Source organism: Flavobacteriales bacterium, assembly GCA_016699575.1.
Classification (GTDB): Bacteria; Bacteroidota; Bacteroidia; order Flavobacteriales_F; family PHOS-HE28; genus PHOS-HE28.
Window position 1 is genome coordinate 2306272 of the sequence record CP064979.1, and the last position, 25937, is coordinate 2332208.

Sequence of the window (25937 nt, forward strand, 5' to 3'; positions counted from 1 at the left end):
AGTGCTAAGTGGAAGGTGCAAGGTTGAAAGTGCAGCAGCACGGACCTTGCACCTTCCACTTTCCACCCTGCACTTTCCCCCTGAAGTCGAATGACCGTTCTTGAAGCCATCGTCCTGGCCATCATCGAGGGGCTCACGGAGTTCCTGCCGGTGAGCAGCACCGGGCACATGATCATCGGCAGCACCATCATGGGCATTGCGGCCGATGACTTCGTGAAGCTGTTCACGGTGGCCATCCAGTTCGGGGCCATCCTCAGCGTGGTGGTGCTCTATTGGCGCAGGTTCTTCGAGAGCTTCACGATCTATCCGTTGCTTTTTGTGGGCTTCATCCCTGCTGCCATCGCCGGTCTGCTCTTCAAGAGCCACATCGATGAGCTGCTGGAACACGTAGAGATCGTTGGCCTCATGCTGCTGCTCGGTGGGATCTTCTTCCTCTTCATCGAGCGCATCTTCCCCGCCAGCGGCACGGAAGAGAAACCGATGACCTGGAAGAACGCTTTTGTGGTGGGTTGTTTCCAGTGCATTGCCATGGTGCCGGGCGTGAGCCGCAGTGCCGCGACCATCGTCGGTGGTCTCAGCCAGAGGCTCTCGCGCAAGCAGGCGGCCGAGTTCAGCTTTTTCCTGGCCGTGCCCACCATGTTCGCTGCCACCGCCAAAAGCATGTGGGATTACATCGATGATGGCGGGGCCTTCACCACCGAGCATTGGAAGCTCTTCGGGGTCGGCAATCTGGTGGCCTTCGTGGTGGCCATCCTCGCCATCCGGGGCTTCGTTGGCTTCCTTACGAAGCACGGCTTCGGCATTTTCGGGTGGTACCGCATCGTGGTCGGTGGTGTCATCCTCGTCCTGTGGGCGATGGGGGTTGATATGAGCATTGTCTGACCTCACCCCGGCACCTCTCCCAAGGAGAGGGGAATAGATCCTACGATGTCCCAAGTTCATCCTTCCCTCAGCGATACGGACAACGGCGGTCTGCTGCTGGTGGACAAGCCCGTGGGGTGGAGCAGCTTCGATGTGGTGAAGAAGCTGCGGGGCGCCTTCCGCAGTGTGCTGGGGCACCGCGTGAAGGTGGGCCACGGGGGCACTCTTGACCCATTGGCGAGCGGCCTGTTGCTGATCGGCTTCGGCAAGTGGACGAAGCAGTTGGAGCGCTTGGCCGGGGAGGACAAGTCGTACGAGGCCACCGTGCGCTTGGGAGCGACCACCCTGAGCTACGACGCCGAAACGCCCGTGAGGCGCGAGGCACATTGGCAGCACCTGACCGAGGAAGAGATCCGATCGGCGGTGGCGTCGTTCCAGGGGGAATTCATGCAACGCCCGCCCGCCTTCAGTGCCAAGCATGTAGGGGGCGAGCGGGCCTACTTCCTGGCGCGGGCTGCGGGCAACCTGGTGCACGGTCGCCACCGCCACCACGAGGGCCCGGCCTTGCAGCGCGATCCCGGCATCGGCGAAGGGGAGGAACTCCTGCTGGACCCCTTGCCCGTGGTGGTGCACAGCATCGCCACGCTGGGGGTTGACGGCCGGGATGTGCGCATCAGCGTGGCGTGCGGCAAGGGGACCTACATCCGCTCGCTGGCCCATGATATCGGCCAGAAGCTGGGTTGCGGTGCCCATCTGGTGGCCCTTCGCCGCACGGGCAGCGGGGCCTGTTCCGTGGCCGATGCATTGCCGCCGGAGCGTTGGAGCGAGGAGCTTGACAGGCTACGGAATGTCACTTCGAGCTGAGCCGAGAAGGGGCATTTTCGGCCTGAAACCCACGTCCACCAAGCGTTTCGGGCGCCCTAGGTTGGCGACCTATCTTCGCCGCCCCCTAAAAAATCAGGGCCTGTAAGCCCCGTACCCCGATGAAGCTCCAAGCATTCAAGTTCGACGTCCCAAAGGAACAGATCGCTCTCTACCCCACCAAGGACCGCGACGGCGCCCGCATGATGGTGCTGCACCGCAAAGACGGGAAGATCGAGCACAAGAAGTTCAAGGACATCATGAACTACTTCGATGAAGGCGACACCTTCATCCTGAACGACACCAAGGTGTTCCCCGCGCGCATGTGGGGCAATAAAGAGAAGACCGGCGCCAAGATCGAGGTGTTCATGCTGCGCGAGCTGAACCGCGACAGCCTGCTGTGGGACGTGCTGGTGGACCCCGCCCGCAAGATCCGCATCGGCAACAAGCTCTACTTCGGCAAGAACGACGAGCTGGTGGCCGAGGTCATCGACAACACCACCAGCCGCGGCCGCACGCTCCGTTTCCTGTTCGATGGCAGCTACGAAGAGTTCAAGCGCCAGATCACCGAGATGGGCGAGACCCCATTGCCGCGCTACATCAAGCGGGAGACGGAGGAGAGCGATGCCGAGCGTTACCAGACCATCTACGCGCGCCACGAAGGCGCCGTGGCCGCTCCCACCGCTGGCCTGCACTTCAGCCGCGAGCTGATGAAGCGCATGGAACTGAAGGGCATCCACTTCGCCAACATCACGCTGCACGTTGGCTTGGGCACCTTCCGCCCCGTGGAGGTGGAGGACCTCACCAAGCACAAGATGGACAGCGAGCAGGTGATCATCCCCCAGGAAGCCTGCGACGTCATCAACCAGAGCAAGGCGCGCAAGAAGCACGTGTGCGCGGTGGGCACCACCACCATGCGCGGCATCGAGAGCAGCGTGAGCACGGAGAACCGCATCAAGTCGTACAACGGGTGGACGAACAAGTTCATCTTCCCGCCCTACGAGTTCAGCATCGCCGACCGCATGCTCACCAACTTCCACATGCCCGAGAGCACGCTGCTGATGATGGTGGCCGCCTTCGGAGGCTACGACCATGTGTGGAACGCCTACAAGGTGGCACTGAAGGAGAAGTACCGCTTCTTCTCGTACGGTGATGCCATGCTGATCATTTGAACCGCAACGACGCGAAGACCGCAACGGGGCCGCAGCGTGAGTTGCGGCCCTTGTCGTTCTTGTGCAACGTTGCGTCCTCCCGTCAGGGCCGGGATGCGACATTTGCGCCGTCGCGGTTGAACCATGGATCGTAGCAGCATTATCGTCGCGGGAGGCTCTGGCAAACGCTTGGGCGGTCCGGTCCCGAAGCAGTTCCAGACGGTCAAGGGCAAACCGCTTTTGATGTGGACCATCGAGGCGTTCCATGCCTATGATGCCGCCATGCCGCTCATCGTGGTGCTGCCCAAGGAGCACTTCGACATCTGGAAAGCGCTTTGCATGGGGCACCGCTTCTTCATCGACCATCAGGTCGTGGCAGGCGGTGCCGAGCGCTTCCACAGCGTGAAGGCCGGCTTGGACAAGGTGGATGGCAACGGACTGGTCGCGGTGCACGATGGTGTGCGGCCGGTGGTTTCGCCAGCGCTCATCGAGCGCTGCTTTGAAGCCGCGCACCACAAAGGCGCTGCTATCCCCGTGGTGCCCGTGGTCCCCAGCATAAGGGAGATCACCCCGGACGGCAGCAGAGCCTTGGACCGGTCGAAGCTCCGCGCGGTGCAAACCCCGCAGTGCTTCCATACCGACCTGCTGCGCAAGGCGTTCGAACAACCCTATGATGCAGCGTTCACCGATGAGGCGGCTTTAGTGGAGCGGCTGGGCGTGAAGGTGGAGTTGGTGGAAGGGGAGGAGAGAAACATCAAGGTGACCACGGCCATGGATATGCGCGTTGTTGAGAACTACGTTCGCTAACGATGAAGGCCCCCACACGTCCTGCAGGCATGGCTCGAAGAGCATTTCTTGGTATCGTCGCAGTTGTTCTCTTCGGCAGCTTTCACCAACAGGAGGAACTTGCCATTGAGCCGGGGTTTGGGATCAGAGGGGTCGTTGAGCTGGGGTGGACCAAAAAGCAATTGTTCGATACGATAGGGCGCACCAAAGAGCGCAGGATCAAGAGTCGAGATTGTGTGCGTTGGACAGAGCATCGATTGGACTATCCTTCGAGAGGAATCTATGCCGACCTGGACCGGGACGCGAGCTTTGACACGACTCCGAGGACCGACAGGTTGATCGACTATTTGAGTTTCGACACAGCTTCTCATGCTAGCGTTCGAGGACTAAGGATTGGGATAGCCACACGAGCGGAGGTCTATGATCTGTTCGGTGTTGATCCAACATACCGCCACTCGTTCTCGCTGGTCACGCACAATCCCAGCTCATCGTATGACACGCTTGGTGTCGATTTCGTCTTTGATTGCGATCTGCGCGACCTGGATCCGCTCAACGAGCGACTAATACAAGTGGACATCTATGCCCCACGCGTTCATTAGGACGAAGAAGCCGTAGTGATTGATAGGAATGGCAAGGCACCCCGACATCCGCTCCCTCTCCCGCGAGGACATCGGTAAGCTCGTCGCCCAACCCCCGCTCTGCTGACCAGGTGTGCGTCCGGTGTAGACGTTCAGAAAAATCCTTCAAGGGTTGCTGCCTGCGAGCGTGCCACCATACCGGTACGTGCGATAGCGGTCCGTGATCCTCCACATCTCCAACAGCCGTGCGTTGAGTTCGGACCCGGCTTCACCCGCGGTTCCTGCATCCCACGACATCACCCCGCAGTGATCCTTCAGCACGGCCTCGGGACCGTCAGCGTCGCGGATCGCTTCCAGGGCTCGCCGCTCGCAAGCATTGGCAACCTCGAAGTGGAAGTCGGCATTGGCGAAGACGGCAACTCCTGCAAGCATGGCCGTCATATGAAGCCAGCGCCATTGCGCGCGTTGCTGCTGGATGGCCCAACAACCCGATGCCACCACGTACAACAGAATGAACGTCACCGGTAAGAGCGTGTCGGAACGCAGGAGATTGTCCCGGTACGGCCTCCACCCGCCAAGCGGGATCAGCGCGATGTAAAGCGCGGCTACCAGCAGCCATGGCACATGCGAGCGAAGAACGGAGCGTCCGTTGGCGCCGGTGGTGATCCAGAGAAGTGCAGTGTTCACCACCGCAGCAAGAAGCAATAGGGGCAAGCCGATGTTATCCTTCATCACTTCCCCGATCCCAGCGGGAAGACGGCCGTAGCGTTCCCACACGGTTGGTATCCCCTCTTCGTACGTGGTGTTGAAGGTGCCCAGGTAAAGCGAGTATGCACTCAACAGAACGGAGACCGCGAGCATCACGAGCGCAACGCGTGGTGGTGTGCTCGTGCTCGTCTGGGCCACGAGCCACCGATAAGCCACGAAAGTCGCAGCCGCGATCAGTATCAGGCCCGGTATGAGCGGTCCCGAAAAGGGAAGTAGAACGCAGGAGGTGCCGAGCAAAAGCAACCGCAAGATCGAAGTGCGGCCATGCAATAGTGATCGGTAGCCCAGCAGCGCCGCAAAGAGCCATAGGCAAGGAATGGCATAGAAGAAGAGGTAGGCCGGACTGTTGGCCACGAGCCCCATGCTCCAATTGAACCCTTTGAACTGCACCAAGGGGCTCAGCAAGGCCATGCTCACCAGGATGTTCCGAGCAGTGCGCATTGGGCCCGAAAGTGCAACGAGGGAGATCAGCAATAGGAACGCGATGTGGCAAACGAGTTTCGCGAGCGCTGAGGCCAGATAGACGCTGCTGATGGGGTCAACGAAGGATTGCAGCACGATGGGGCAATGCTGGTAGTACTGCATGAAGGTCCAATGCGCCACGACCCGGTTCGGATTGGGATGCCCTTCGCCCCCGAGGATGACACCGATTCCGAAGGGATCATCGAAGATCATCTGCACATCCCAATTCGGCAGGATACCGGCAGCCATATCGCCGTCCATGGGTGTGGTGTAGTACTGGAAGAACGCCAGGCCGAGGTCCGCTGACAAGAGCGCCAAGGCGAGCAGGATGAACCAGCGGTCTCTTGCCATGCATCGAATGTATCCGTTGGTCGTTGGCGACGAGAGCCGGATCTCCGCAGGATGGGTTGAACGTAGATGATCGGCGGCGTGCGCGGATGTGCTTCATACCGGGAACTTGCCCCGTCGACGGATCTTCTGCGTTAGCGCGCGCGCATGGTGCCTTACTTTCGTCGGGCACAAGCACCCAACATGAAAGGCGTAAGCATCTTGTTCGACGAGCGGAAAAAGAAGCGCATTGTGCAGATCGATATGGACGCGATCCGCAAGGACCCGGAAGGACTCGAGGACCTGATGGACGTGCTCGTGGCGGAAAGCAGAAAGGGAGAACCGACCATCAGCTTGGATGATTACCTGAAGTCGGCGAAACGCAAGACCAAGCGGTGAGCTATACGGTTGAGCTCACGCGAGCGGCGGTCCGGGAGTTGAGAAGTGTGCCGCCGCCGTTCCATGATGCCGTTGTAAGAGCGCTTCGGGGATTGGAGAGCGAGCCACGCCCTGTTGGATGCAAGAAGCTCAGCGGATACGCAGGATTGTGGCGGATCCGGGTCGGGAACTACAGGGTGCTCTATGAGATATCGGACAAGATCCGATTGGTGAGCGTGGAGAGGGTCGCCAACCGAAAAGATGCCTACCGATGAACATCGCCGACATCCGCTCCCTCTCCCGCGAGGACATCGACAAGCTCGTTGCCGACCTTGGCGAGAAACCCTACCGCGCCAAGCAGCTCTGGGAGTGGTTGTGGAAGAAGAGCGCGCACAGCTGGGATGCCATGAGCGATCTGCCCAAGGCGTTCCGGGCGCAGTTGGCGGAACGCACCGTGCTGCGGCCGCTGGTGTTGGCCGAGCAGCAGAAGAGCAACGACGGCACCATCAAGTGCGCCTTCAGGACGTGGGACGGCCACATCGTTGAGGGTGTCCTGATCCCGACGCCGACGCGCCTCACGGCCTGCATCAGCAGCCAGATCGGTTGCAGCCTCACCTGTTCGTTCTGCGCCACCGGAAAACTGAAGCGCATCCGCAACCTTGATGCAGCAGAGATCGTGGACCAGGTGGTGCTCATCAACAAGCTCGCGCAAGAGCACTACAAGCAGGACCTGACGAACATCGTGTACATGGGCATGGGCGAACCCCTGCTCAACTACGCCAACACCATGCGCAGCGCCGAGCGCATTTCCGCCGAGGACGGGCTGGGCATGAGCGCACGGCGCATCACCGTGAGCACGGCCGGCATCGCAAAGATGATCCGCAAGTTGGCCGATGATGAGGCCCGGTTCAACCTGGCGCTATCGCTCCACGCAGCGAACGACGCCAAGCGCGATCGCATCATGCCCATCAACCAGGAGAATTCCTTGGGCGAGTTGAAGGATGCCCTTCGCTACTATACGCGCACCCTGCGCAAGGACGTCACCTTCGAGTACATCCTGCTTCGCGGCTTCAACGACTCACTGGCCGATGCCCAGGAACTGGTGCGCTACGCCAGCGACGTGCACGCCAAGGTGAACCTCATCGAGTACAACCCCATAGATGACAGTGGTTTTGGCCGGACTGACACGAAAGACGCCGAGGCCTTCCAGCAGTACTTGGACAAGAAGGGCATCATCGCCCGCATCCGCAGGAGCCGGGGTCGCGATATCGATGCGGCGTGCGGCCAGCTAGCTAACAAGAACGAGCCTGCCCTCAAGGAAGGAGAACGTGTGATGAAGTGAATTGAACCGCTGATGAAGATGATTAGCGCGTAAGCGTCTTCATCGGCATTTCATCATCCCCATCATCTTCATCAGCGGTTTGCCTTTGTGCGGTTATCCCTCTCAGTCGTTGAGGCGCCTACGCCCGTCGATGGCAGGCCGCCCCTCCACCAGCTTCCAACCCTGACTTTCCACCATCGCTTTCACTGCGGCCATCACATCACCGCGTTGCTTGCGTGCGGAATCGAACAGGCTGCTTTTCCCCACCTGCTCCATGATGCGCTGTTTCGCCTTCGCGTTGATGGCAGTCAGCTCGCCCTCGCTGAAGTGGTTGAACAGGCCCTCGTCCAGGTCGAAGTAGTCCACATCGTGCTCCAACGCCAGCACCTGCGGCTCGGCGGCCGCATCGATGTACACCGTGCGCGTCGCCTCATCCGTGCGGATGGACATCCGTTCCAGGTCATAGCCCACGTGCGCGCGTGCCTTCACCCGGATCAATGCACGTTTCTCGAACCCCGGCAAACTGCTCAGCAGGTCGTTGTACGTCCACGTGTCCTTGTGACTGAACACCTCGTTATAGTCGCCCTCCACGGTCACCAGCTTCATCACGTTGCGCACTTGCTCCAGCAGCACGGTGGCGTCCTCCTGCACGGAGGGTTCATCCTCCCGGTAGATCTCCCGCGTGATGAAGAACGTGAGCAGGATGATGCCGAGCAGGAAGAGGTAGACGGGTAGACGCTTGAGCATAGAGTGTGAAGCTTGGGCTGGCACAAAGCTAGGATCGGGTCGTGCGGTGATCGAAACGCGACGATCTTCACCGCAGAACAGGACGACCGTGCGACAGGTATTGTTCATCTTCGTGATGGTCGTTGCCGTGCGCGTGCTCTTTCTACTGCTGAGCGTTGCGCACCATCCTGTGGAGGAAGGGCTCTGGGCACGCATGGTCCAGGACGGGTCGCGGGGTGACGCCGGGTGGTACGCGCGCATTGCCGAACACGGCTATCCGAGACTGTCGGGTCCCCATGAGCTGGGGCACGCCGAACGGGAAGATGTCCATCAATCCGAGTGGGCGTTCTTCCCGTTGTATCCGTTGCTAGTGCGGGCCACGGCGACGGCTTTGGGTTGCCGCACAGAAGTGGCCATGTGGTGGTTGGGGCTGGTGATCTGCATCGGAGCCGCGCTCATGTATCGTGCGTTCGCCGGGCATTCCGACCCCGGTCACGGTGCGTGGCATTCAGCGGTCCTGCTGTCTTTTCCGATGGCCATGTACCTGCATGTGTACTACACCGAGGCCTTGTTCCTTCTGCTGCTCATGGGAGTATTTGCTTTTGCGCAGCGCAAATGGTGGACATGGTGCGCGACGTCTTTGGCGTTGCTCGTTCTCGTGCGTCCGAACGGGCTGTTCGCCGTACCTGCGCTCCTACTGTACGTACAGGAGCAAGAGGGACTGCGCTGGGAACGAGCGCTCACCGATAAGCGGATGATGTTACGTCTTGCACGGGTGCTCTTGCCGGCCGCAACGGTCTGGGCCGCCTATGCTGTTTTCCAATGGCATTGCACGGGCTCAGCTTTCGCTTTCTCACTGGCGCAGGCAGGTTGGGGCCGGGGCACCACCTGGCCTTTCATGGGCTTCTTCCGGAGCGGTGACGTAGCCACCCAAGTGGAGTCGTGGTACACGATCGTGCTGCTGGGGGCGCTGGTTGCAGTTGCCCGCCGCTTGCCGCTGAGCTTCAACGTGCTCATTTGGTTGAACGTGCTGATGCCACTGTGCTCCGGCTCCGTGGATTCCATGACGCGCTTCACCTTGGGCCTGTTCCCCTTGTTGCTACTGCTGGGCCAATGGGGCCGAATACTGAAATGGCGCTGGTGGTTGATCGCGTTGGCCCTGCTCCTGCAGGCTGGCTGGTGGTGGCTGTGGTTGGATGCGCACCCCATAACGGCATGAGTGCGGTAGCTTGCCCCGCGAATGATCGAGCACCAAGGCACCCTCATCAGCGAAGAGCTTTTCGAACGCCGCTTCGTGTGCGACCTCAGCGCGTGCAAGGGCGCCTGTTGCGAGCAGGGCGATAGCGGCGCGCCGTTGGAGCCCGAGGAGGCGCAGCTCATCGAAAAGCACATCAACGACATCCTGCCGTACATGACCACGCGCGGCAAGAACAGCCTGAAGAAGCAGGGCACCAGCGTGGTGGACAGCGACGGCGAACTGGTGACGCCCATCGTGCAGGAATACGCCGAGTGCATCTACGCGAAGAAGGACCCCGACGGCACGTGGAAGTGCGGCATCGACAATGCCTGGCGCGATGGCAAGATCCCGTTCCGCAAGCCCATCAGCTGCCATCTCTATCCCATCCGCACGGAGAAACTGAAGTTCCACGAAGCGCTCAACTACCACGAATGGCCCATCTGCAAACCGGCCTGCACCTGTGGCGCCAAGCTCGATGTGCCCGTGTTCCGCTTCCTGAAGGAGAGCCTGACCCGGCGTTACGGCGCGCCATGGTACGATGGCTTGGAAGCCATCTACGCCGAGTGGGTGAAGCAGCCGAAGTCCAAAGCGCGCAAAGCCGTGCTTTAGTTTCACGCAGAGGCGCAGAGAGCGCTGAGCGAACCGCCCGACTTGTCCCGGCTCTGCGTTCTCTGCGTCTCTGCGTGAGGTCCCTTTCTACCTGAGCTATCTCCCACCTTCGCGCTCCCTTTTCCATGATCCGCCCCGAAGCCATCCAGCAGGTGAAGGATGCCGCCCGCATCGACGAGGTGGTGGGGCAGTTCGTGAACCTCAAGCGCAAGGGTCCGCGCTACCTGGGGCTGTGCCCTTTCCACAACGAGAAGACGCCGAGCTTCAACGTGGTGCCCGCCATGGGCATCTACAAGTGCTTCGGCTGCGGCGAGAGCGGCGACAGCATCGGCTTCCTCATGAAGCACGAGCACCACAGCTATGTGGAGGCCATTCGCTGGCTGGCCAAGCACTACAATATCGAGCTGCCCGAGGAGGAGGCCACGCCTGAACAACAAGCCGAGCAGACCGAGCGCGAGAGCATCGCCGTGATCCAGGCCTGGGCGCAGAAGTGGAGCAGCGACAACCTCTGGAACACGGAGGAAGGCAAGCGCATCGGCCTATCGTACTTCCACGAGCGCGGCTTCCGCGACGACATCATCAAGCAGTTCCAGCTCGGCTATGTGCCGGAGTTCGGCAATGCGTTCAGCACGGCGGCCATCAGCAACGGGTTCAGCCCGGAGTTGTTGGAGAAGGCGGGTTGGATCAAGCGCCGCGATGATGGTGGTGCGTGGGACTTCTTCGCGGGGCGCGTCACCTTCCCGGTGCACGGGCTCAGCGGCCAGATCATCGCCTTCGGTGCGCGCACGCTGAAGAGCGACAAGAAGCTGCCCAAGTACTTCAACAGCCCGGAGAGCGCGCTGTACGTGAAGAGCCGTTCGCTCTACGGCATCGCCTTCGCCAAGAAGGCCATCGTGGAGCAGGGCACCTGTTTCCTCGTGGAAGGCTACACCGATGTGATCAGTCTGCACCAAGCGGGCATCGCCAACGTGGTGGCCAGCAGCGGCACCAGCCTCACGGTGGAGCAAGTTCGGCTCATAAAGCGGTACAGCACCAGCATCACCATCCTCTACGATGGCGACCCTGCCGGTATCAAGGCCTCACTGCGCGGCATCGACCTCATCCTCGGCGAAGGGCTCACCGTTAAAGTGGTGCTCTTCCCTGACGGCGAGGACCCCGACAGCTACGCGCGGTCGCGGCCTAGCAGCGAGGTACTCGACTTCATCGCGAAGGCCGCCAAGGACTTCATCGTCTTCAAGGCCGACATGCTGGTGCGCGAAGCCGAGGGCGACCCGGTGAAGAAGGCCGCGGCCATCCACGAGATCGTCGCCAGCATCGCGCTGGTGCGCGACCATGTGCTGCGCTCGCTCTACCTGCAGCAGTGCAGCAAACTCCTCGACGTGCAGGAGCAAGCGCTCATCAGCGAGATGAACAAGGTGCTGCGCCAGCAGTACCGCAAGCGTCTTCGTGCCGACGGGTCGGCAATGGTCGGTGGCGATGAGGTGACCCCGGAGATGCTCGCCCCGGAAGTCGCGCCGCCGCAACAGGAACTGCAGGACCTGGGCACGCAGCCACAGGAGCGCGAGCTGCTGCGGCTTCTTCTCCAGTACGGCCACGTGCCCATCAGCCAATACTTCGCGGAGTTCAGCGCCGACGCCGAGGCGCAGACGGTGACCATCGCCGACTGGATCTTCCAGGAACTGGAAGAAGATGATCTGAAGCTGCATGATCAGATGGTGAACACGGCCTTCGGTGAGTACAAGGGCCAGGCTGAAGCCGAACCCGAAAGCCGCCTGCGCCACTTCATCGAGAACCCCAGCCAAGAGCTGAAGAGCTTCGTGCTCGAACTGGTCACCGAGCGCCACCAACTTGACGACTGGCAACGCCGCAAGATCCATGTGATCCACGAGCGCGACCAACTGCGTGAGACGGTGGTGCGCGCATTGCGCCGTTACAAAGAGCGCTACGTGGACGTGCTATTGCTCGACAAGAGCGAGGCCATCAAGACCGCCGACGAGATCGATTGCGAGATCCTGATGAAGGAGAAGATCGCGCTGGAGAAGTTCCGGAGCTCACTGGCCCAGGACAGTGGGAGGGTGAGCGTGGGGTAGGCTTCTACCTTCACCACCCCGTGAACGGGATCCCACATGCACGCGCACGGCCACACGCACCCCGGCCACGATCACACCGATGGCCATGCGCACCACCACGCGCACAAGCCCACTACGGGGGCACTGCGAGCGGCGTTCTTCCTCAATGTAGGGTTTGCCATCATCGAGACGTTCGGTGGTTGGTGGAGCGGCAGTTTGGCGGTGCTCACCGATGCATTGCACGATGCCGGTGATGCGGTGGTGCTGGGCGCTGCATGGTGGTTGCAACGCTTGGCCACCAAGGACCGCGATGCGCGTTACTCGTACGGCTACGGGCGCTACAGCGCGTTGGGCGGCTGGTTGGGCGCGGGTGTCCTCATCGCCGGTGCATTGCTGATGTTGTGGAATGCGGTGCCCGCCCTATGGCATCCGGGCGAGCCGCACGCGGAAGGCATGCTGTTACTGGCGGTTGTGGGCGTTGTGTTCAATGGCATTGCGGCCATGCGCTTGCAGCACGGGCACAGCCTCAGCGAACGCGCCATGTATTTCCATTTGCTGGAGGACGTGTTGGGCTGGGTGGCAGTGCTGGTGGGTGGTGTAGTGCTCTACTTCTCCGGTTGGAAGTGGATCGATCCCCTGTTGAGCGTCGGCATCAGCATCTACATCCTGTTCAATGCGGTGAAGACGTTGCGTGCTGGTACGGAAATCCTGATGCAAGCAAGACCGGAAGGACTGGACGAGAATTCAGTGCGCGAGCGGTTGCTGAAGATCCCCTTCGTAACGGATGTGCACGACCAGCACGCGTGGACGCTCGACGGCAACTATACCGTGCTCACCCTGCACATCACCGCCACGGGCACCGACCAGCAGGGCATGCTGCGCGTGAAGCAACAGGCGCGGGAGGCGCTGAATGACATGGGTGTGCACCATGCGACAATCGAACTGGAGATGCCGGGGGAGGATTGCGAGGTGAGGTCCTGAACCGGCGGAACAGTTCAATTATGCCGGCATGCTCTCTCAACGCAGCTTAGGGTGGATCATCTGGTCTTCGGTGGTGCTCAGCGCATGCAGCGTGTTCTTCTTCCGGTGTTTTCTCACATTGGACGGACCGGTGCACGTGCTGCATGCGTCAGCGCTGGGAGACGCTTTGCTCGGTCATGCGCGCAATGCGGACGGGTTGACCTATGACTTGTCCGGCCTGGACGTCGGTCTCCAGGACCCGCTCGCATATGTGCTGCTCTTCTGGTCCAGCCCGGAATCAGTGGAAACCATGCTCGCGGCCTTGGCGTTGTTCGCGTTGACATCGGGTGCCGTGATTTATGCGCGCGCCATGACCGGTGAGCATCGGCCAGTTGTCCTGCTGGTGCTTCCGCTTTCGTTCTCCGCGCTGTTGATCTTGGGCTTCCTGCCGTTCCTCTTCGGCATTGGCATTTGTTTCTGGTCGGTGGCATGGTGGCTGCGCGTGGAAAGGATCAAGATGCATTCCCTCATCGTCGTTGGCATGCTGCTGCTGCTCTGCGCGTTCATCCATCGCGGTTGTGTACCGCTGTTGGTTCTCCTGATCGGTCTGCACGAGTGGTCTGCACGGCGATCGGACGAGCGCGCGTGGTGGGCGCGGTGGGCGATCCTGCCAGCATGGATCCTCCGTGTTGGGACGGTAACGGCGCCTTTGGGACTGCTCGCGTACGTCGGCTATCTCCTGTTCTTCCGTGACGTGTTCGAGGTTGTGCCCGCGCGTGATGCGCTGCATGGTCTCTTGACCATGAACGCCTGGCTGCTCTTGGATTCCGGAACGGAAGGTCCCCTGTTGTTCGCCTTGGGCCTGTTGGTCATTGCGGCGCTGACAGCGGCATGTCTTCACTTGTGGAGAGCTGCAGGTGGCTTGAGGTTTCCAGCGCCGCTCTGGGCCGGGTTGGCGCTCATCGCGCTGTCGTTGATCGTCCGCACGCCGTGGGCCGATCTCCACTACGTGCCGGAGCGCGCCCAAGTGCTGGGCGTTGTACTGCTGGTGATATGGGCCGCCGCACAAGCGTCGGTGCAGCGATGGTCGTGGATGTTGGTCGGCGCGGCGATCGTGCTGCACGGTATGCGCACCTTCTACCTGGAGCGCCGCATGGCCCACTTTGCGGATGAACGGGCCGCTGCGGCGGAAGTCGCGGCGCAACTCGTGCCGGGTTCCTTGGCAGCCGTTCAGCTCTGTGCTGATGATTGGTTGCTTCTGCACGCCGTAGCGCCGATCATGGTGCGGTACGATGGGATCATCGTCTCGCTGCCGGACAAGTTGCCGATCTCCCGCGCTTCATCGGGCGGCGAGTCCCTTCGGCAGGCATTGCGCGCTTCCGGCAGGTCGCCGGAATGGTTGGTACGTTGTGCCAGCGATGCAACTTGTCCCAAGCCGGAACAAGTCGTAGTGTTCGGCGGTTCACCGCAATTGTGGTTGCAGCGGAACCCGGAAGTCGCGCGTGTGCTTGAGCTGGGCTACGAGGTCACCGGGTCGTCCCCGGCATGGACCGTGTTCTCAAAGCACTGAGGCTGGCTCAAGGCATCTGTGGCGGGGCTCCTGCGCTCTTCTTCTCCTTCGCCGCAGGCCGCGCCTTGTTGAAGAGGATGCCCAGCATCACCTCGTGCGTGCCATTGCTGTAGCGTTGCAGGTTGGTGGTGGTGATGTCGTACGCGTAGCCGAACTGGAACGAGCTCTTCAGCGTTGCTCCGATCATCACACTGATGGCATCGGCACTGCGCCACGTGGCGCCCAGCCACACCTGGTTCTTGTACTTGGCCACCAACGTCAGGTCGATCTTCGCGGGCACGGGGCTCACGTATTTCACCAGGGCCTGCGGCTCCAGCGTGAAGTTGTCGCTCACCGCCCAGCGGTAGCCGCCCATCAGCATGTAGTGGTCCTCCAGCTTGTTCAGCGTGCTGGTCTGCTCATCGAAGAAGTACACCTTGTTCTGCGCGATCTGCGGCAGGCTGATGCCCACCCAGTACTTCGTATGGTAGAGGTAGGCACCGAACGCGAAGTCGGGCAGCACCTGTCCGCGCAGCTGATCGTCCATCACCGTTTCGTTCGCATCGTGGAAGGTGATCTTGCTGCCGTCGATGAGGAATTGCTGAAGGCCTGCGCTCAGCGCGAGCGAGAGGTGCAGCTCCTCCTTCAGCTTCAAGTGGTAGGCATAGCTCAGCTGGAAACCGGTGCGACGTGTCGGGCCTACGTGGTCCGTGTACACCCATCCGCCCAAACCCATCTTCCTGCCGATGGGCGTGATGGCGCTTAGCGTGAAGGTGCGCGGCGCGTCTTGTATGCCCACCCACTGGTTGCGGTGGCTGCTGCGCAGCTCGAACGCCTGCCTGCTGCCGGCCACTGCCGGGTTGTGCACGTAGTCGTTGAAGGCGTACTGGCTGAACTGCGGTAGCTGTTGTGCCGCTGTGAGCAGCGGCAGCAACAAGAGCAGCGACAGGACCTTGCTCCTGCCAACGGCCAACTGGTTCTTCATGGTTGCCATGTTCGTTCAGGTGTTAGCGCAGCACGGTGAGCGGGCCAGTGTAGGGTTCCGGGAAATCGGGATGGTTCAGCTCGATGGCGTAGTAGTACGTGCCGATGGGCACTTCACCACCGTTGTAGCTGCCGTCCCAGTATTCCAGGTAGCCGACGCTGCGGAAGAGCAGTTCGCCCCAGCGGTTGTAGATCTCCACCGTGCACTCGGGGAAGCGTTCGATAAGGTCGATCTGCCAAGTGTCGTTAACGCCATCGCCGTTCGGGCTGAAGCCGGTGGGGATGACGATCTCCGGGATCACGGTGACGAGCGCACTGTCGATGCTGGTGCAGCCGTTGGTGCCGGTGACTTCCACGGTGAACCATGTGGTGCCGGGCGGGTCCGCGGTCGGGTTCGCGTTGTTGGGATCATCCAATAGTGAGTCCGGTTGCCATACGTAGCTGCTTCCAGCCGGTCCGGTCGGGTTGCCGCCCAGTGTGGTGGTCTGCTGCAGGAAGATCTCCTGGTCAGGCCCTGCATCGGCCAAAGGTGAAGCCAGCACCGTCACCACCACGGTGTCGGCATCGCTGCACGGGCCGTTACTAATGTTGAGGATGTACGTGTAGGTGCCGGCCGGGAGCGTGGGCAGTGTGTACAACGGATCGGTGCCCACCACATTGCCGCCGGTGCTCCAACTGTAGCTTGTTGCTCCTACGCTGGTGCTTCCATCCAGGACAATGGGAGAACCGTTGCACGCCTGTACATCGGGCCCGGCGATCGCTTCAACAGTGGTGATGGCACCGACTGTGGCACTGACGCTCACTGCGCAGTTGTTGTCGTCGAGGATGTTCGCCGTGTACACGCCCGGTGCAAGACCCGCTATGTCCTCGCTGTTGCTGCTGAAGCCGCCCGGTCCGCTCCAGGACACATCATAGTTCGGTGTGCCGCCGCCGATGCTGATCGCGATGCTGCCATCATTGGCCGTGCTGCACAGTGCATCCACCACTTGGTCCACGGTGGCAGTGAGCGCAGGTGGCTCGGTAATGGTGAACGTGATGGTCGTATCGCAGCCGATGCCGTCGGTGATGGTGACGGTGATGGGACCTGCGCAGAGACCCGTAGCACTGTTGGTGCCATCGCCGTTCGACGGGTCAGGGGTCCAGTCGTACGTGTAGTTGCCGAAACCGCCCGTGGCAGCCAGCACGATGCTGCCGTTGCATTCGCCGTTGCACTGCACGTTGCTCACCACGGCGTTGTCCACAATGGGCTGGAAGGGCAGGATGGTGAACGGAACCACCGTGTCGCAACCGAGCGAGTCGGTGATGGTTACCGTGTAGTTCCCCGCTTCGAGGCCGAGCGCATCAACAAAGCCATCGCCGTTGTCCGGGTCGGGATCCCAGTCGATGCCGTAGGTGGTTCCGCTGCCACCGCTCGGAACGATGTGCGCTTCGCCGTCGCCGGGGCCGTTGCATGTTTCACCCGTGAAGGTTAGGCCGGGCGTGATGGGCGTGCCTTCGGTGATGGTGAACGACTGGGTGACCGAGCAACTGTTGGCATCGGTGATCACCACATCGTAGTCGCCGGCGCACAGTGCACCCACACCGGTGGTGTCCGTTGCAATGGTATTGCCACCGAAGATCCATGTGATGCTGTAAGGCGGTGTTCCACCGGCGATGGCCAGGGATGCAGTGGCGCTGCAATCGCCCGCGCATGCATTGTTGGTGGTGGTAACGCCCGCCGTCAGCTGCAGCGGTTCATCCACAGTGTAGGTCAGCACCGTGTCGCAGCCGTTGAAGTCCGTGATGCTTACCGTGTAGGTTCCTGCGCACAGGTCGGTCACGTTGGGCGTGCCGTCGCCGTTGATCGGATCGGGGCTCCAATCGATGGCGTAGCCGCCGGTACCACCGCTGATCAGCAGACCTATCGCACCATCGCACACCCCGAAGCAGGATGCGCTATCGATGGTGGCGCTGATGCTGTACGGCAGCGGCTCGATGATGAGCACGGTCTCCGTCGTATCGCACAGGCCATCGCTGATGAGCACGGTGTAGGTGCCTGCGCACAGTTGGGTGATCTGCGACGTGCTGTCGCCGACCAACGGATCAGGGCTCCAGTCGAACGTGTACACACCCGTGCCGCCCGTCGGACCGGCGGTTGCCGTGCCGTTGCACTCACCTGCGCAGAGCACAGCGCTCGTGCTGATGTTCGGTACGATCGGGTCAGGTGCGAGCACGTTCACCGTATCGATGCTCACGCACCCATCACCGTTGATGACTTCCACCAGGTAGCTGCCAGCGCAAAGACCGGATACGAAAAGCGTATTGGGCTGGTTGAGCGTCACCCCGTTGATGTCGTACCACTCGATGGTGCACGGGATGATGCCGCAGTTGAAGCTCACCTGCGCCACGCCATCACAAACGTTCGGGCACGACGTGCTGCCGTCCACGGTGGTGAGCACCTCGCCATCGGTATCGGTCACCGCGACCGCGATCGTAGCCGTGCAGCCGTTCGCATCGGTAACGGTGAGGCCGTAGAGCCCCGCGCACAGGTTCACCAACGCGCTGTCGGTGCTGAACGGACCATTGTTCAGTGTCCATTGGTAGCTGTACGGGAGCGTTCCGCCGACGGGCAGTGCAGCAGCTGTGCCGTTGCAGATCTGGCATTGGCTCTGGGTCGGATTGCTCGTTACGCCCAGCAGGAGCGGCTCCGTGATCGTGTACGTGATGGTGGTATCGCAGCCGTTGCTGTCGGAGATCGTCACGTCGTAGTTGCCGGCGCAGAGACCGGTCACGTTCGCTGTGCCATCACCGGCGATCGGGTCAGGGCTCCAGTCGTAGGTGTACACGCCGTTGCCGCCGGTCACCGTCAGGTCAATACTTCCATCGCAAACGCCGCTGCACGTTACATCGGCTTGCGTGGCGTTCACCACCAGCGGTTGGGGCTCCAGGATGAGCACGTTCACCGTGGTGTCGCAGCCTGCGTCGTCGGTGATGGTCAAGGTGTAAACACCAGCGCAGAGACCGACCACCTGTGCCGTGGTGTCAGCGCCCACCACGCCCGGTCCCCAGTCGTAGCTGTAGGGCGGAACACCGCCGACCGGTCCTGCCGTGGCCGAGCCATCGCACGTACCTGCGCAGGTGGCTTGCGTGGTGCTGATGTTCGCTGCGATGCCGATCGGCTCGGACACCACCGCTGTGTCGAGGCTCGCGCATCCATCGCCGTTGGTCACCATCACGATGTAGGTGCCTGCGCAAAGACTGTCCACGGTGTTCTGGCCCGGTTGGTTGATGTTGTTGCCCAACACATCGTACCAGTCGATGGTGCAACTGGGCACACTGCAGTTGAACTGCACTTCCACGATACCGCTGCATTCACCGGCGCAGCCCGCAGCGCCATCGATCATCGTCAGCGCCTCACCACCACTGTCGGTGATGGCAACACCTTGCGTGGTGCTGCACCCATTGTCGTCCGTAGCGGTGGCGGTGTACACACCGGCGCAGAGGTTGGTGAGCGAATTGCCCGTGCCCACTGGCAAGCCGCTCAGGGTCCATGTGATCACCACGTTGCCCGTGCCGCCGTTCGTCGTTGCGTTAACGGTGCCGTTGCACAACTGGCATTGGCTCGGGGTGGTGGTTATGCTGAGCGCGATGGGCTGTGGGTCCGCGATGGTGAAGGTCACGGTGGTGTCGCAGCCGTTCGCATCGCTGATGGTGAGGTCGTAGTTGCCGGCGCACAATTGGAACGCGCTGTTGGTGCCGTCGCCGTTGGGCGGATCAGGCGTCCAGTTGTAGGTGATGTTGCCTGTGCCTCCGTTCACCGTGGCCACGATGCTTGCGTTGCAATCACCTGCGCAAAGCAGGTCGGTCTGCACGGCGTTCACCGTCAGCGGTTGCGGCTCCAGGATCAATACGCTCACTGTGGTGTCGCAGCCCGTGAAGTCCGTGATGAGCACCGTGTACACCCCTGCACAGAGGCTGTCCACGCTCGGTGTTCCATCACCGCTGATCGGATCGGGCGACCAGTTGTACGCGTAGGGGCCGGTGCCGCCGGTGGGTCCCACGGTGGCCGTTCCGTCGCAAACGCCGGCGCAGGTCACCGGCGTGGTGCTGATGTTGGCCACGATCGGGTCGGGCGCAACAACAACGGCCGTATCGATGCTCACGCATCCGCTGTTGTTGGTCACCTCCGCGTAATAGGTGCCCGCGCAGAGGTTGCTCACCGTGTTTCCGAACTGGAACAACGGGAAGCCGTTGCCACCGAACCAGGCGATGCTGCACGCCGGATCGCTGCAATTGAACTGCACCTCCACCGTGCCATCACAAACATCCGGGCAACTGGTGGTATCCCCGATGGCGGTAATGACTTCACCATCGCTGTCGATCACAGGCACGGCCTGTTGCAACAGGCAGCCGTTCTGGTCGGCAATGCTGGCGATGTACACACCGGCGCACAGGCTGTCCAGCGTATTGCCGAAGCCAGCGATCTGGAAGTTCGGATCGATCCACGCGATGAACGTGAAGCCGGTCCCGCCGCTCACGTTCACCGTGGCGGTGCCGTTGCAAAGCAGGCACTCGCTTGGCGTGCTGCTCGCCGCCGCGGACAGCGGCAGCGGTTCATTGATGGTGAAGGCGACCGTGGTGTCGCAGCCGTTCAAGTCCGCAACGACCACACTGATGGTGCCCGCGGTGAGGCCGCTGGCGGTGTTGGTGCCGTCGCCATTGGGCGGATCGGGCGTCCAGTTGTAGGTGTAGCCGCCATTGCCCCCGGTCACGTTCAATACGACTTCACCGTTGTCTTCGCCGGCGCACAGCACGTCGCTCACGATGGCGCCGAGGTCCAAGGCGGGCGGGGATGTGATGAGGATGTTCACGGTGGTGTCGCAACCGCTGGCATCAATGATCGTCACTACATACGTGCCGGCGCACAGGCCGCTAGCCGTGGGTTGGTTGTCGCCGCTGGGCGGGATCGGGTTCCACAGGTAGGTGTACGGTGGCTCGCCGCCTGTGGGGCCCAGCGTTGCGGTGCCATCGCACGAGCCTGGACAGGTCACAGGCGTTGTGCTGAAGTTCGGAACGATCGGATCGAAGGGAAGCACATCGAAGAAGACCGTCGTGTCGCAGCCAACCGAGTCGGTGATCGTCACGGTGTAACTGCCAGCGCACAAGCCGGTCACGACATCCGTCGTTTGGCCGCCTGGCTGCCAGACGAAGGAGAAGGAGCCCGTTCCACCGAAGGGGAACACGGCGGCTTGTCCGGTGCAGGAGCCCGTGCAATCCTCGTTCTCCACCACCAAGTTCGGTTCAATGGGGCCTGGCTTGAAGATGTCGAACACGATCGTTGTGTCGCAGCCGTTGGCGTCGGTGACGGTAACGATGCCACCTCCTTCACACAGTCCTATCGCTATGCTATCGCCCTGGCCGTTCTGCGGTACAGGGTCCCAGAAGTAGGTGTACGGCCCAGCGATCCCCGAGGTGGTCACCACCGCTTCACCGTTGCATTCGTTGTGGCATAAGCCATTGGTGATCGCAAGCGATGCATCCACCGGCTGTTGTGGCAGGATGGTGAACGTCACCGTCGTGTCGCACCCATTGTCATCGATGATGGTGACACTGTTCGGACCGGCGCACAGACCTGTCACGCTCGGTGTGCTTTGCCCGCCCGGGCTCCACAGGAAGACGAAGCCAACGCCGCTGCCGCCTGTCGGGTTCGCCGTGGCGGTGCCGTCGCAGGGGCCGTTGCAGGTTTCGTTCGTGAAGCTCAGGCCGGGATCAATGGCCACGGGCCCGCCGATGGTGAACACGATGGTCGTGTCGCACTGCGCTGAGTCGCCGATGGTGAGCGTGTAAGTGCCCACGCAGAGGTCAGTGGCGTTCGGTGTGCCCTGGCCGTTCACAGGCGGGTTCCAGGTGTAGTCGTAGGGTGGCAGGCCCCCGGCTGCTACAACGTTGGCGATCCCATCGCATGCACCAGCGCAGCTCACATTGCTCTGCGTTGTGGTGATGGTGATGCCGCTCGGTGTGTTGATGATGAACGTGAGCGTGGTGTCGCAACCGTTGCTGTCGGTGATGGTCACGGTGTGCGGCCCGGGGCAGAGGCCCGTCGCGCTGGCCGTGCCTTGGCCGGTGCCAGGAGGAGGCTGCCAGTTGTAGTCGATGTTGCCCACGGCTCCGGGCACGCTATCGACGGTAGCGGTGGCGTCGCACAAACCGCAACTGGCCAGCGTGGTGCTCAGTGCGGGCTGCAAGGGCGGTGGCTCGGCAACGGTGAAACTCAGCGTGGTGTCGCAGCCCAGCGCATCGCTGATGGTGAGCGCATAGTTGCCCGCACAGAGCAAGGTGGCGTTGGGCGTGCCCTGTCCGGTGACGTTCGGCGCCCAGGTGTAGTTGAGCGCCCCGTTGCCGCCGGTGGCCTGCACAACGACGCTGCCGTTGCACTCGCCGTTGCAGGTTGCATCGTTCACCGTGCTGGTGATGTCGTATGGCGGCGGCTCGGTGATGGTGATGGTGAGCGTTGTATCGCAGCTGCCGTCGCTGATCACAACGCTCCACACGCCGGCATCAAGACCGGTAGCACTGCTGTTGCCCTGGCCGTTACCGGGAATGGGTGTCCACGTGAACGTGTAGGTGCCCGTTCCGCCGGTGGCCGCGGTGATGATGCTACCATCGTTGCCGCCGTTGCACGAGACGTTCGTCACCGTCTCGTTCGGCAGGATCGGTTGCGGCGCGGTGATGAGGAAGTTGATGAGCGTGTCGCAACCGAGGTCATCGGTAACGAGCAAGGTGCCGGGGCCGGGGCAGAAACCTGTCGCATTCGGCGTGCCCTGACCTGTTGCAGGCTGTGGCGTCCACACGTAGTCGTACTGTGGTGTGCCTCCGGTCACTCCCGCGTTGGCTGTGCCATCGCATTGGTTGCCGCACGAAGCCGGTGTGGTGGTGATGGTGACCACCAGCGGTGGCGGTTCAGCGATGACGAAGGCGATCACCGTGTCGCAACCGTTGTCATCGGTGATGGTCAGCGTGTAGTTGTCCGGACAGAGACCCGTTGCGTTGGCTGTTCCTTGCCCGGCGCCAGGTGGCGGTGCCCAGATGTAGTCCAAGGTCCCCACGCCGCCAGTGGTGGTAACGCTGGCCGTGCCGTTGCACTGCCCGCAACCAGCATCGGTGATCGTGAGCGCTGGTATGATCGGCGGTGGCTCATTGATGATGAAGTTGAGCGTGGTATCGCAACCTGCTGCGTCCGCGATGGTGAGCGCATAGCTGCCCGCGCAGAGCAAGGATGCGTTGGGTGTGCCCTGGCCCGTGACGTTCGGTACCCACGTGTAGGTCAGGACGCCGGTGCCGCCGCTGGCCACCACATCGATGCTGCCATCGCAGTCGCCGTTGCAGGTGGCATCGTTCACCGTGCTGGTGATATCGAACGGCGGTGGTTCGGAAATGGTGATGGTGAGCGTGGTGTCGCAGGTGCCATCGCTGATGAGCACCGACCAGATGCCCGCCGTGAGACCTGTCGCGCTGCTGTTGCCCTGGCCGTTGCCGGGAACAGGCGTCCATGTCCAGGTGTAGGTGCCGCTGCCGCCGGTGGGTGCGGTGGTGATGCTGCCATCATTGCCGCCGTTGCAGGTCACGTTCGTCACCACTTCGTTCGGAAGGATCGGCAGCGGTGCGGTGATGAGGAAATTGATGAGCGTATCGCAACCGGCATCGTCGGTGATGAGCACGGTGCCCGGGCCTTCACAGAGTCCCGTGGCGTTGGGCGTTCCTTGACCTGTGCCGGGCGCGGGTGTCCACAAGTAGTCGTAGTCCGGTGTTCCTCCGCTCACGGTCAAGGTCACCGTGCCATCACAAACACTACCGCATGATACCGGTGTGCTTGTGAAGGAAATGGTGAACGGCAACGGCTCCGTGATGGTGACGGGAATGACGGCTACGCAACCGTTGGCATCGGTAATGGTGAGCGTGTAGTTGCCCGCGCACATCTGGCTCGCGTTCGGCGTGCCTTGTCCGGCGCCGGGCGATGGTGCCCACACGTAGGTGTAGGTGGGCGTGCCACCACTGATCAGCACATCGGCCGTACCATCGCATTCGCCAGCGCACGACACATTGGTGATGGTTGGGGTTCCTGTGATCGGCAACGGCTCCACGATGTTGAAGGTCACCGTCGTATCGCAGCCGTTGTCATCGGTGATGGTCACGTTGTAGGTGCCCGCGCAGAGGCCGGTAGCGTTCGGCGTGCCTTGGCCGGTCACTGCGGGCGCCCATACGTAGTCGAGCGTTCCGGTGCCGCCGACTGCAGGCGCATTGGCCGTTCCGTCGCACGCACCTGCGCAGGTCACATCCGTCCACGACGTGTCAGGAACGATGGGCGGTGGGGCGGTGATTGTGATATCGATCAACGTATCGCAACCCGCGGCATCGGTGATCAGTAGCGTGTAGTTGCCGGGGCACAGGTCCGAAGCGGTGGGCGTGCCTTGGCCGGTGATCACTCCGGGTGCCCAGAAGAAATTGTAAGGCGGGGAACCACCGGCAACGCCCGGGCATCCGATCACGCCATCGCATGAGTTGCTGCATGATGCATCCGTCACAACGATGGTCGGAACGATCGGAGGTGGTGCAGCGATCGCCACGGGAACCAGCGTATCGCAACCGCTCACATTGTCCGTGATGAGCACGGTGTAGTTGCCTGCGCACAGACCATTGGCCGTGGCCGTGGTGGCGCCGCCGGGTGTCCACAAGTAGCCGTAGTTGCCGCTGCCTCCCGTTGGTGCAGCAGTGGCCGATCCATCGCAGGAGCTTGCGCACAGCGCTGGCGTGCTCGTCACATTGGGTACGATGGGCTGCGGCTCCGTGATGGTGAAGTTGATGGTGGTGTCGCAGCCGTTCGCATCGGCGATGAGCACGCTCCATGGACCGGCGCAGAGGTCGCTCACGCTATTGGTGCCGTCGCCCGTCGGGTTGCCCGGGCTCCAATCGTAGGTGATGGCGCCGGTGCCACCTGTCACAGCCACGCTGGCTGTTCCATCGCACGCGCCGAAGCAGGTCACATTGGTGCTGGTGGGCACCACTGCAATGGGAAGCACATTCAAGGTGAAGGTGGTGTCGAACACGCAGAGGTTGGCGTCCATGATCTGCAGCGTGTTCACGCCCGCGCAGAGTTGCGTAGGGTTGGGGGAGGTTTCCGCTCCACCGTTCCAACTGTATTCGAAGCCGAACTCGGTGCCGCCACCGGGGAAGGTGATCGCGCTGCCGTTGCACGAGTTCGCGCAGCTCGGCGGGTTCAGGCCGAAGAAGAGCACGCTGATCGGCGGCGGCTCCGTCACGTTCACGCTGGCGAAACAGCCCACGCCCTGGCCTTGGTCGGTGACCACCACCAGGCGATTGCCTCGGCAGATGTTGGTCCATGGGAGGGAGGTGCCCGTGCCACTGGGACCGCCTTGCCATTGGATGCTGAACGGACCTATACCACCGGTGATGGTCACGATCACCGCGCCATCGCACGCGCCGTTGCAGCTCACGCCGAAGCCGTTGTAGTTCGTGGTCATCGAGGCCGTGACGTTGAAGGGCGTTTGGCCTGCTCCGGTGCCGCACAGCACCATGGCGCGCATCAGTTGCTCGGCGTCCACGCGGCGGCCGTCCCAGTCCTGCGCTTCGCCGTTCACGAGCAGACCGCCGCTGCGCACGTCCACATCGGCTTTGAAGGTGGCCGCTTCGAACACTTTCGTTTGGATGATCGAAGCGCCCGCTTCCAAACGCTTCGTGCCGCGACCTTCCGTGCACAACTTGCCCACTTCCATGGTGCGGTCGTTGGTGCGCCAAGTGCCCTTGCGCAACGTGAGCGACTTGTCGGGCGCCATCACCAGCGCGCTGCCCAGGTTCCAAACGGCGTTGCCGTCCACCACCACATCGCTATGCACGCGCACGGGTCCTGTGGCCACGGTGTGCTCGCCGCTTTTCGCGTCCAACACCACGGTGCCGGGGTGCTGCCACTGCACATCACCTTCCAACCACCAGCTGCCGCCGATGCTCACCGTGCTTTTGCTCAGGCCTGCAATGGTCACCGGGCCATCGTCGCCCACCACGCGCAGGCTCTTGCACCTTGCATCAGCAGGAACGGAGATAACCGCAGCGCTGGCCGGGTCGATCACCACGTCCTCACTAGCCGTGGGTGCGCCTGCACCGCCGGCACCGTTGGGTTGCAGGCTCCAGTGATCGGCGTTCTCCCAATTGCCGTTGCCGCCGGTCCAGTACTTCTGCGCGTGCACGGTGGTGCACAGCAGCAGTGCCAGCGAGAGGGTGCTTAGCGTGATGGAGCGTTGCGTTGTTCTCATGCGTTC

Annotated in this window: 17 protein-coding genes; 13 read left to right on the top strand and 4 right to left on the bottom strand. The window is 62.0% G+C overall.

Annotation, left to right across the window (positions count from 1 at the left end):
- Nucleotides 1–90: 90 nt before the first annotated feature.
- The 5 genes from IPJ76_09515 to IPJ76_09535 all read left to right on the top strand — a co-directional run bounded on the left by IPJ76_09515 (nt 91) and on the right by IPJ76_09535 (nt 4258).
- Entirely contained in the window at nt 91–882 is a 792-nt protein-coding gene (locus IPJ76_09515; GenBank protein ID QQR84860.1) for an undecaprenyl-diphosphate phosphatase, read from the top strand.
- Nucleotides 883–927: 45 nt separating this feature from the next.
- Nucleotides 928–1725: a tRNA pseudouridine(55) synthase TruB gene (locus tag IPJ76_09520; GenBank protein QQR84861.1), complete on the top strand. Its 798-nt coding sequence runs from the start codon at nt 928–930 to the stop codon at nt 1723–1725.
- Nucleotides 1726–1844: 119 nt separating this feature from the next.
- Complete coding sequence (queA, locus tag IPJ76_09525) at nt 1845–2894, top strand: tRNA preQ1(34) S-adenosylmethionine ribosyltransferase-isomerase QueA (GenBank protein ID QQR84862.1); 1050 nt, start codon at nt 1845–1847, stop codon at nt 2892–2894.
- Between the two features lie 123 nt (nt 2895–3017).
- Nucleotides 3018–3680: a 2-C-methyl-D-erythritol 4-phosphate cytidylyltransferase gene (locus IPJ76_09530; GenBank protein QQR84863.1), complete on the top strand. Its 663-nt coding sequence runs from the start codon at nt 3018–3020 to the stop codon at nt 3678–3680.
- A 2-nt stretch (nt 3681–3682) separates the two neighbouring features.
- Nucleotides 3683–4258, top strand: coding sequence for a hypothetical protein (locus tag IPJ76_09535; protein ID QQR84864.1), 576 nt, complete (start codon nt 3683–3685; stop codon nt 4256–4258).
- 144 nt (nt 4259–4402) lie between these two features.
- Here IPJ76_09535 and IPJ76_09540 read toward each other — a convergent pair whose 3' ends face one another.
- The gene (locus IPJ76_09540; GenBank protein ID QQR84865.1) at nt 4403–5818 is read right to left on the bottom strand and encodes a hypothetical protein; all 1416 of its coding nucleotides are present in this window, start codon (nt 5816–5818) and stop codon (nt 4403–4405) included.
- 180 nt (nt 5819–5998) lie between these two features.
- On the opposite strand from IPJ76_09540, the gene IPJ76_09545 reads away from it, so the two are divergent.
- From IPJ76_09545 to rlmN, 3 genes are read left to right on the top strand one after another with little or no spacing between them, the layout of a single operon-like run.
- Nucleotides 5999–6193: a hypothetical protein gene (locus IPJ76_09545; protein ID QQR84866.1), complete on the top strand. Its 195-nt coding sequence runs from the start codon at nt 5999–6001 to the stop codon at nt 6191–6193.
- Nucleotides 6190–6447, top strand: coding sequence for a type II toxin-antitoxin system RelE/ParE family toxin (locus tag IPJ76_09550; protein QQR84867.1), 258 nt, complete (start codon nt 6190–6192; stop codon nt 6445–6447). Before IPJ76_09545 ends, IPJ76_09550 begins: the two co-directional genes overlap by 4 nt.
- Nucleotides 6444–7514: a 23S rRNA (adenine(2503)-C(2))-methyltransferase RlmN gene (rlmN, locus tag IPJ76_09555; GenBank protein ID QQR84868.1), complete on the top strand. Its 1071-nt coding sequence runs from the start codon at nt 6444–6446 to the stop codon at nt 7512–7514. The genes IPJ76_09550 and rlmN overlap by 4 nt, the downstream gene beginning before the upstream one ends.
- Before the next feature lie 102 nt (nt 7515–7616).
- Here rlmN and IPJ76_09560 read toward each other — a convergent pair whose 3' ends face one another.
- Entirely contained in the window at nt 7617–8240 is a 624-nt protein-coding gene (locus tag IPJ76_09560) for a DUF4230 domain-containing protein (GenBank protein QQR84869.1), read from the bottom strand.
- Nucleotides 8241–8328: 88 nt separating this feature from the next.
- Here IPJ76_09560 and IPJ76_09565 point away from each other — a divergent pair, with 88 nt between their 5' ends.
- The 5 genes from IPJ76_09565 (at nt 8329) to IPJ76_09585 (ending at nt 14664) form a co-directional block, all read left to right on the top strand.
- Nucleotides 8329–9438 (top strand): hypothetical protein, encoded by a 1110-nt coding sequence (locus tag IPJ76_09565; GenBank protein ID QQR84870.1) that lies wholly within the window; start codon nt 8329–8331, stop codon nt 9436–9438.
- A 21-nt stretch (nt 9439–9459) separates the two neighbouring features.
- Nucleotides 9460–10065, top strand: a complete 606-nt coding sequence (locus IPJ76_09570; protein ID QQR84871.1) for a DUF3109 family protein — start codon at nt 9460–9462, stop codon at nt 10063–10065.
- Between the two features lie 125 nt (nt 10066–10190).
- Nucleotides 10191–12155: a DNA primase gene (dnaG, locus tag IPJ76_09575; protein ID QQR84872.1), complete on the top strand. Its 1965-nt coding sequence runs from the start codon at nt 10191–10193 to the stop codon at nt 12153–12155.
- Between the two features lie 36 nt (nt 12156–12191).
- Nucleotides 12192–13115, top strand: coding sequence for a cation transporter (locus IPJ76_09580; protein QQR84873.1), 924 nt, complete (start codon nt 12192–12194; stop codon nt 13113–13115).
- 28 nt (nt 13116–13143) lie between these two features.
- The gene (locus IPJ76_09585) at nt 13144–14664 is read left to right on the top strand and encodes a hypothetical protein (GenBank protein ID QQR84874.1); all 1521 of its coding nucleotides are present in this window, start codon (nt 13144–13146) and stop codon (nt 14662–14664) included.
- A 7-nt stretch (nt 14665–14671) separates the two neighbouring features.
- Here the strand turns inward: IPJ76_09585 and IPJ76_09590 are convergent, their stop codons facing one another.
- Both IPJ76_09590 and IPJ76_09595 read right to left on the bottom strand, forming a co-directional pair.
- The gene (locus IPJ76_09590; GenBank protein QQR84875.1) at nt 14672–15628 is read right to left on the bottom strand and encodes a type IX secretion system membrane protein PorP/SprF; all 957 of its coding nucleotides are present in this window, start codon (nt 15626–15628) and stop codon (nt 14672–14674) included.
- Between the two features lie 22 nt (nt 15629–15650).
- Nucleotides 15651–25931, bottom strand: a complete 10281-nt coding sequence (locus IPJ76_09595) for a gliding motility-associated C-terminal domain-containing protein (protein ID QQR84876.1) — start codon at nt 25929–25931, stop codon at nt 15651–15653.
- Nucleotides 25932–25937 lie beyond the last annotated feature (6 nt).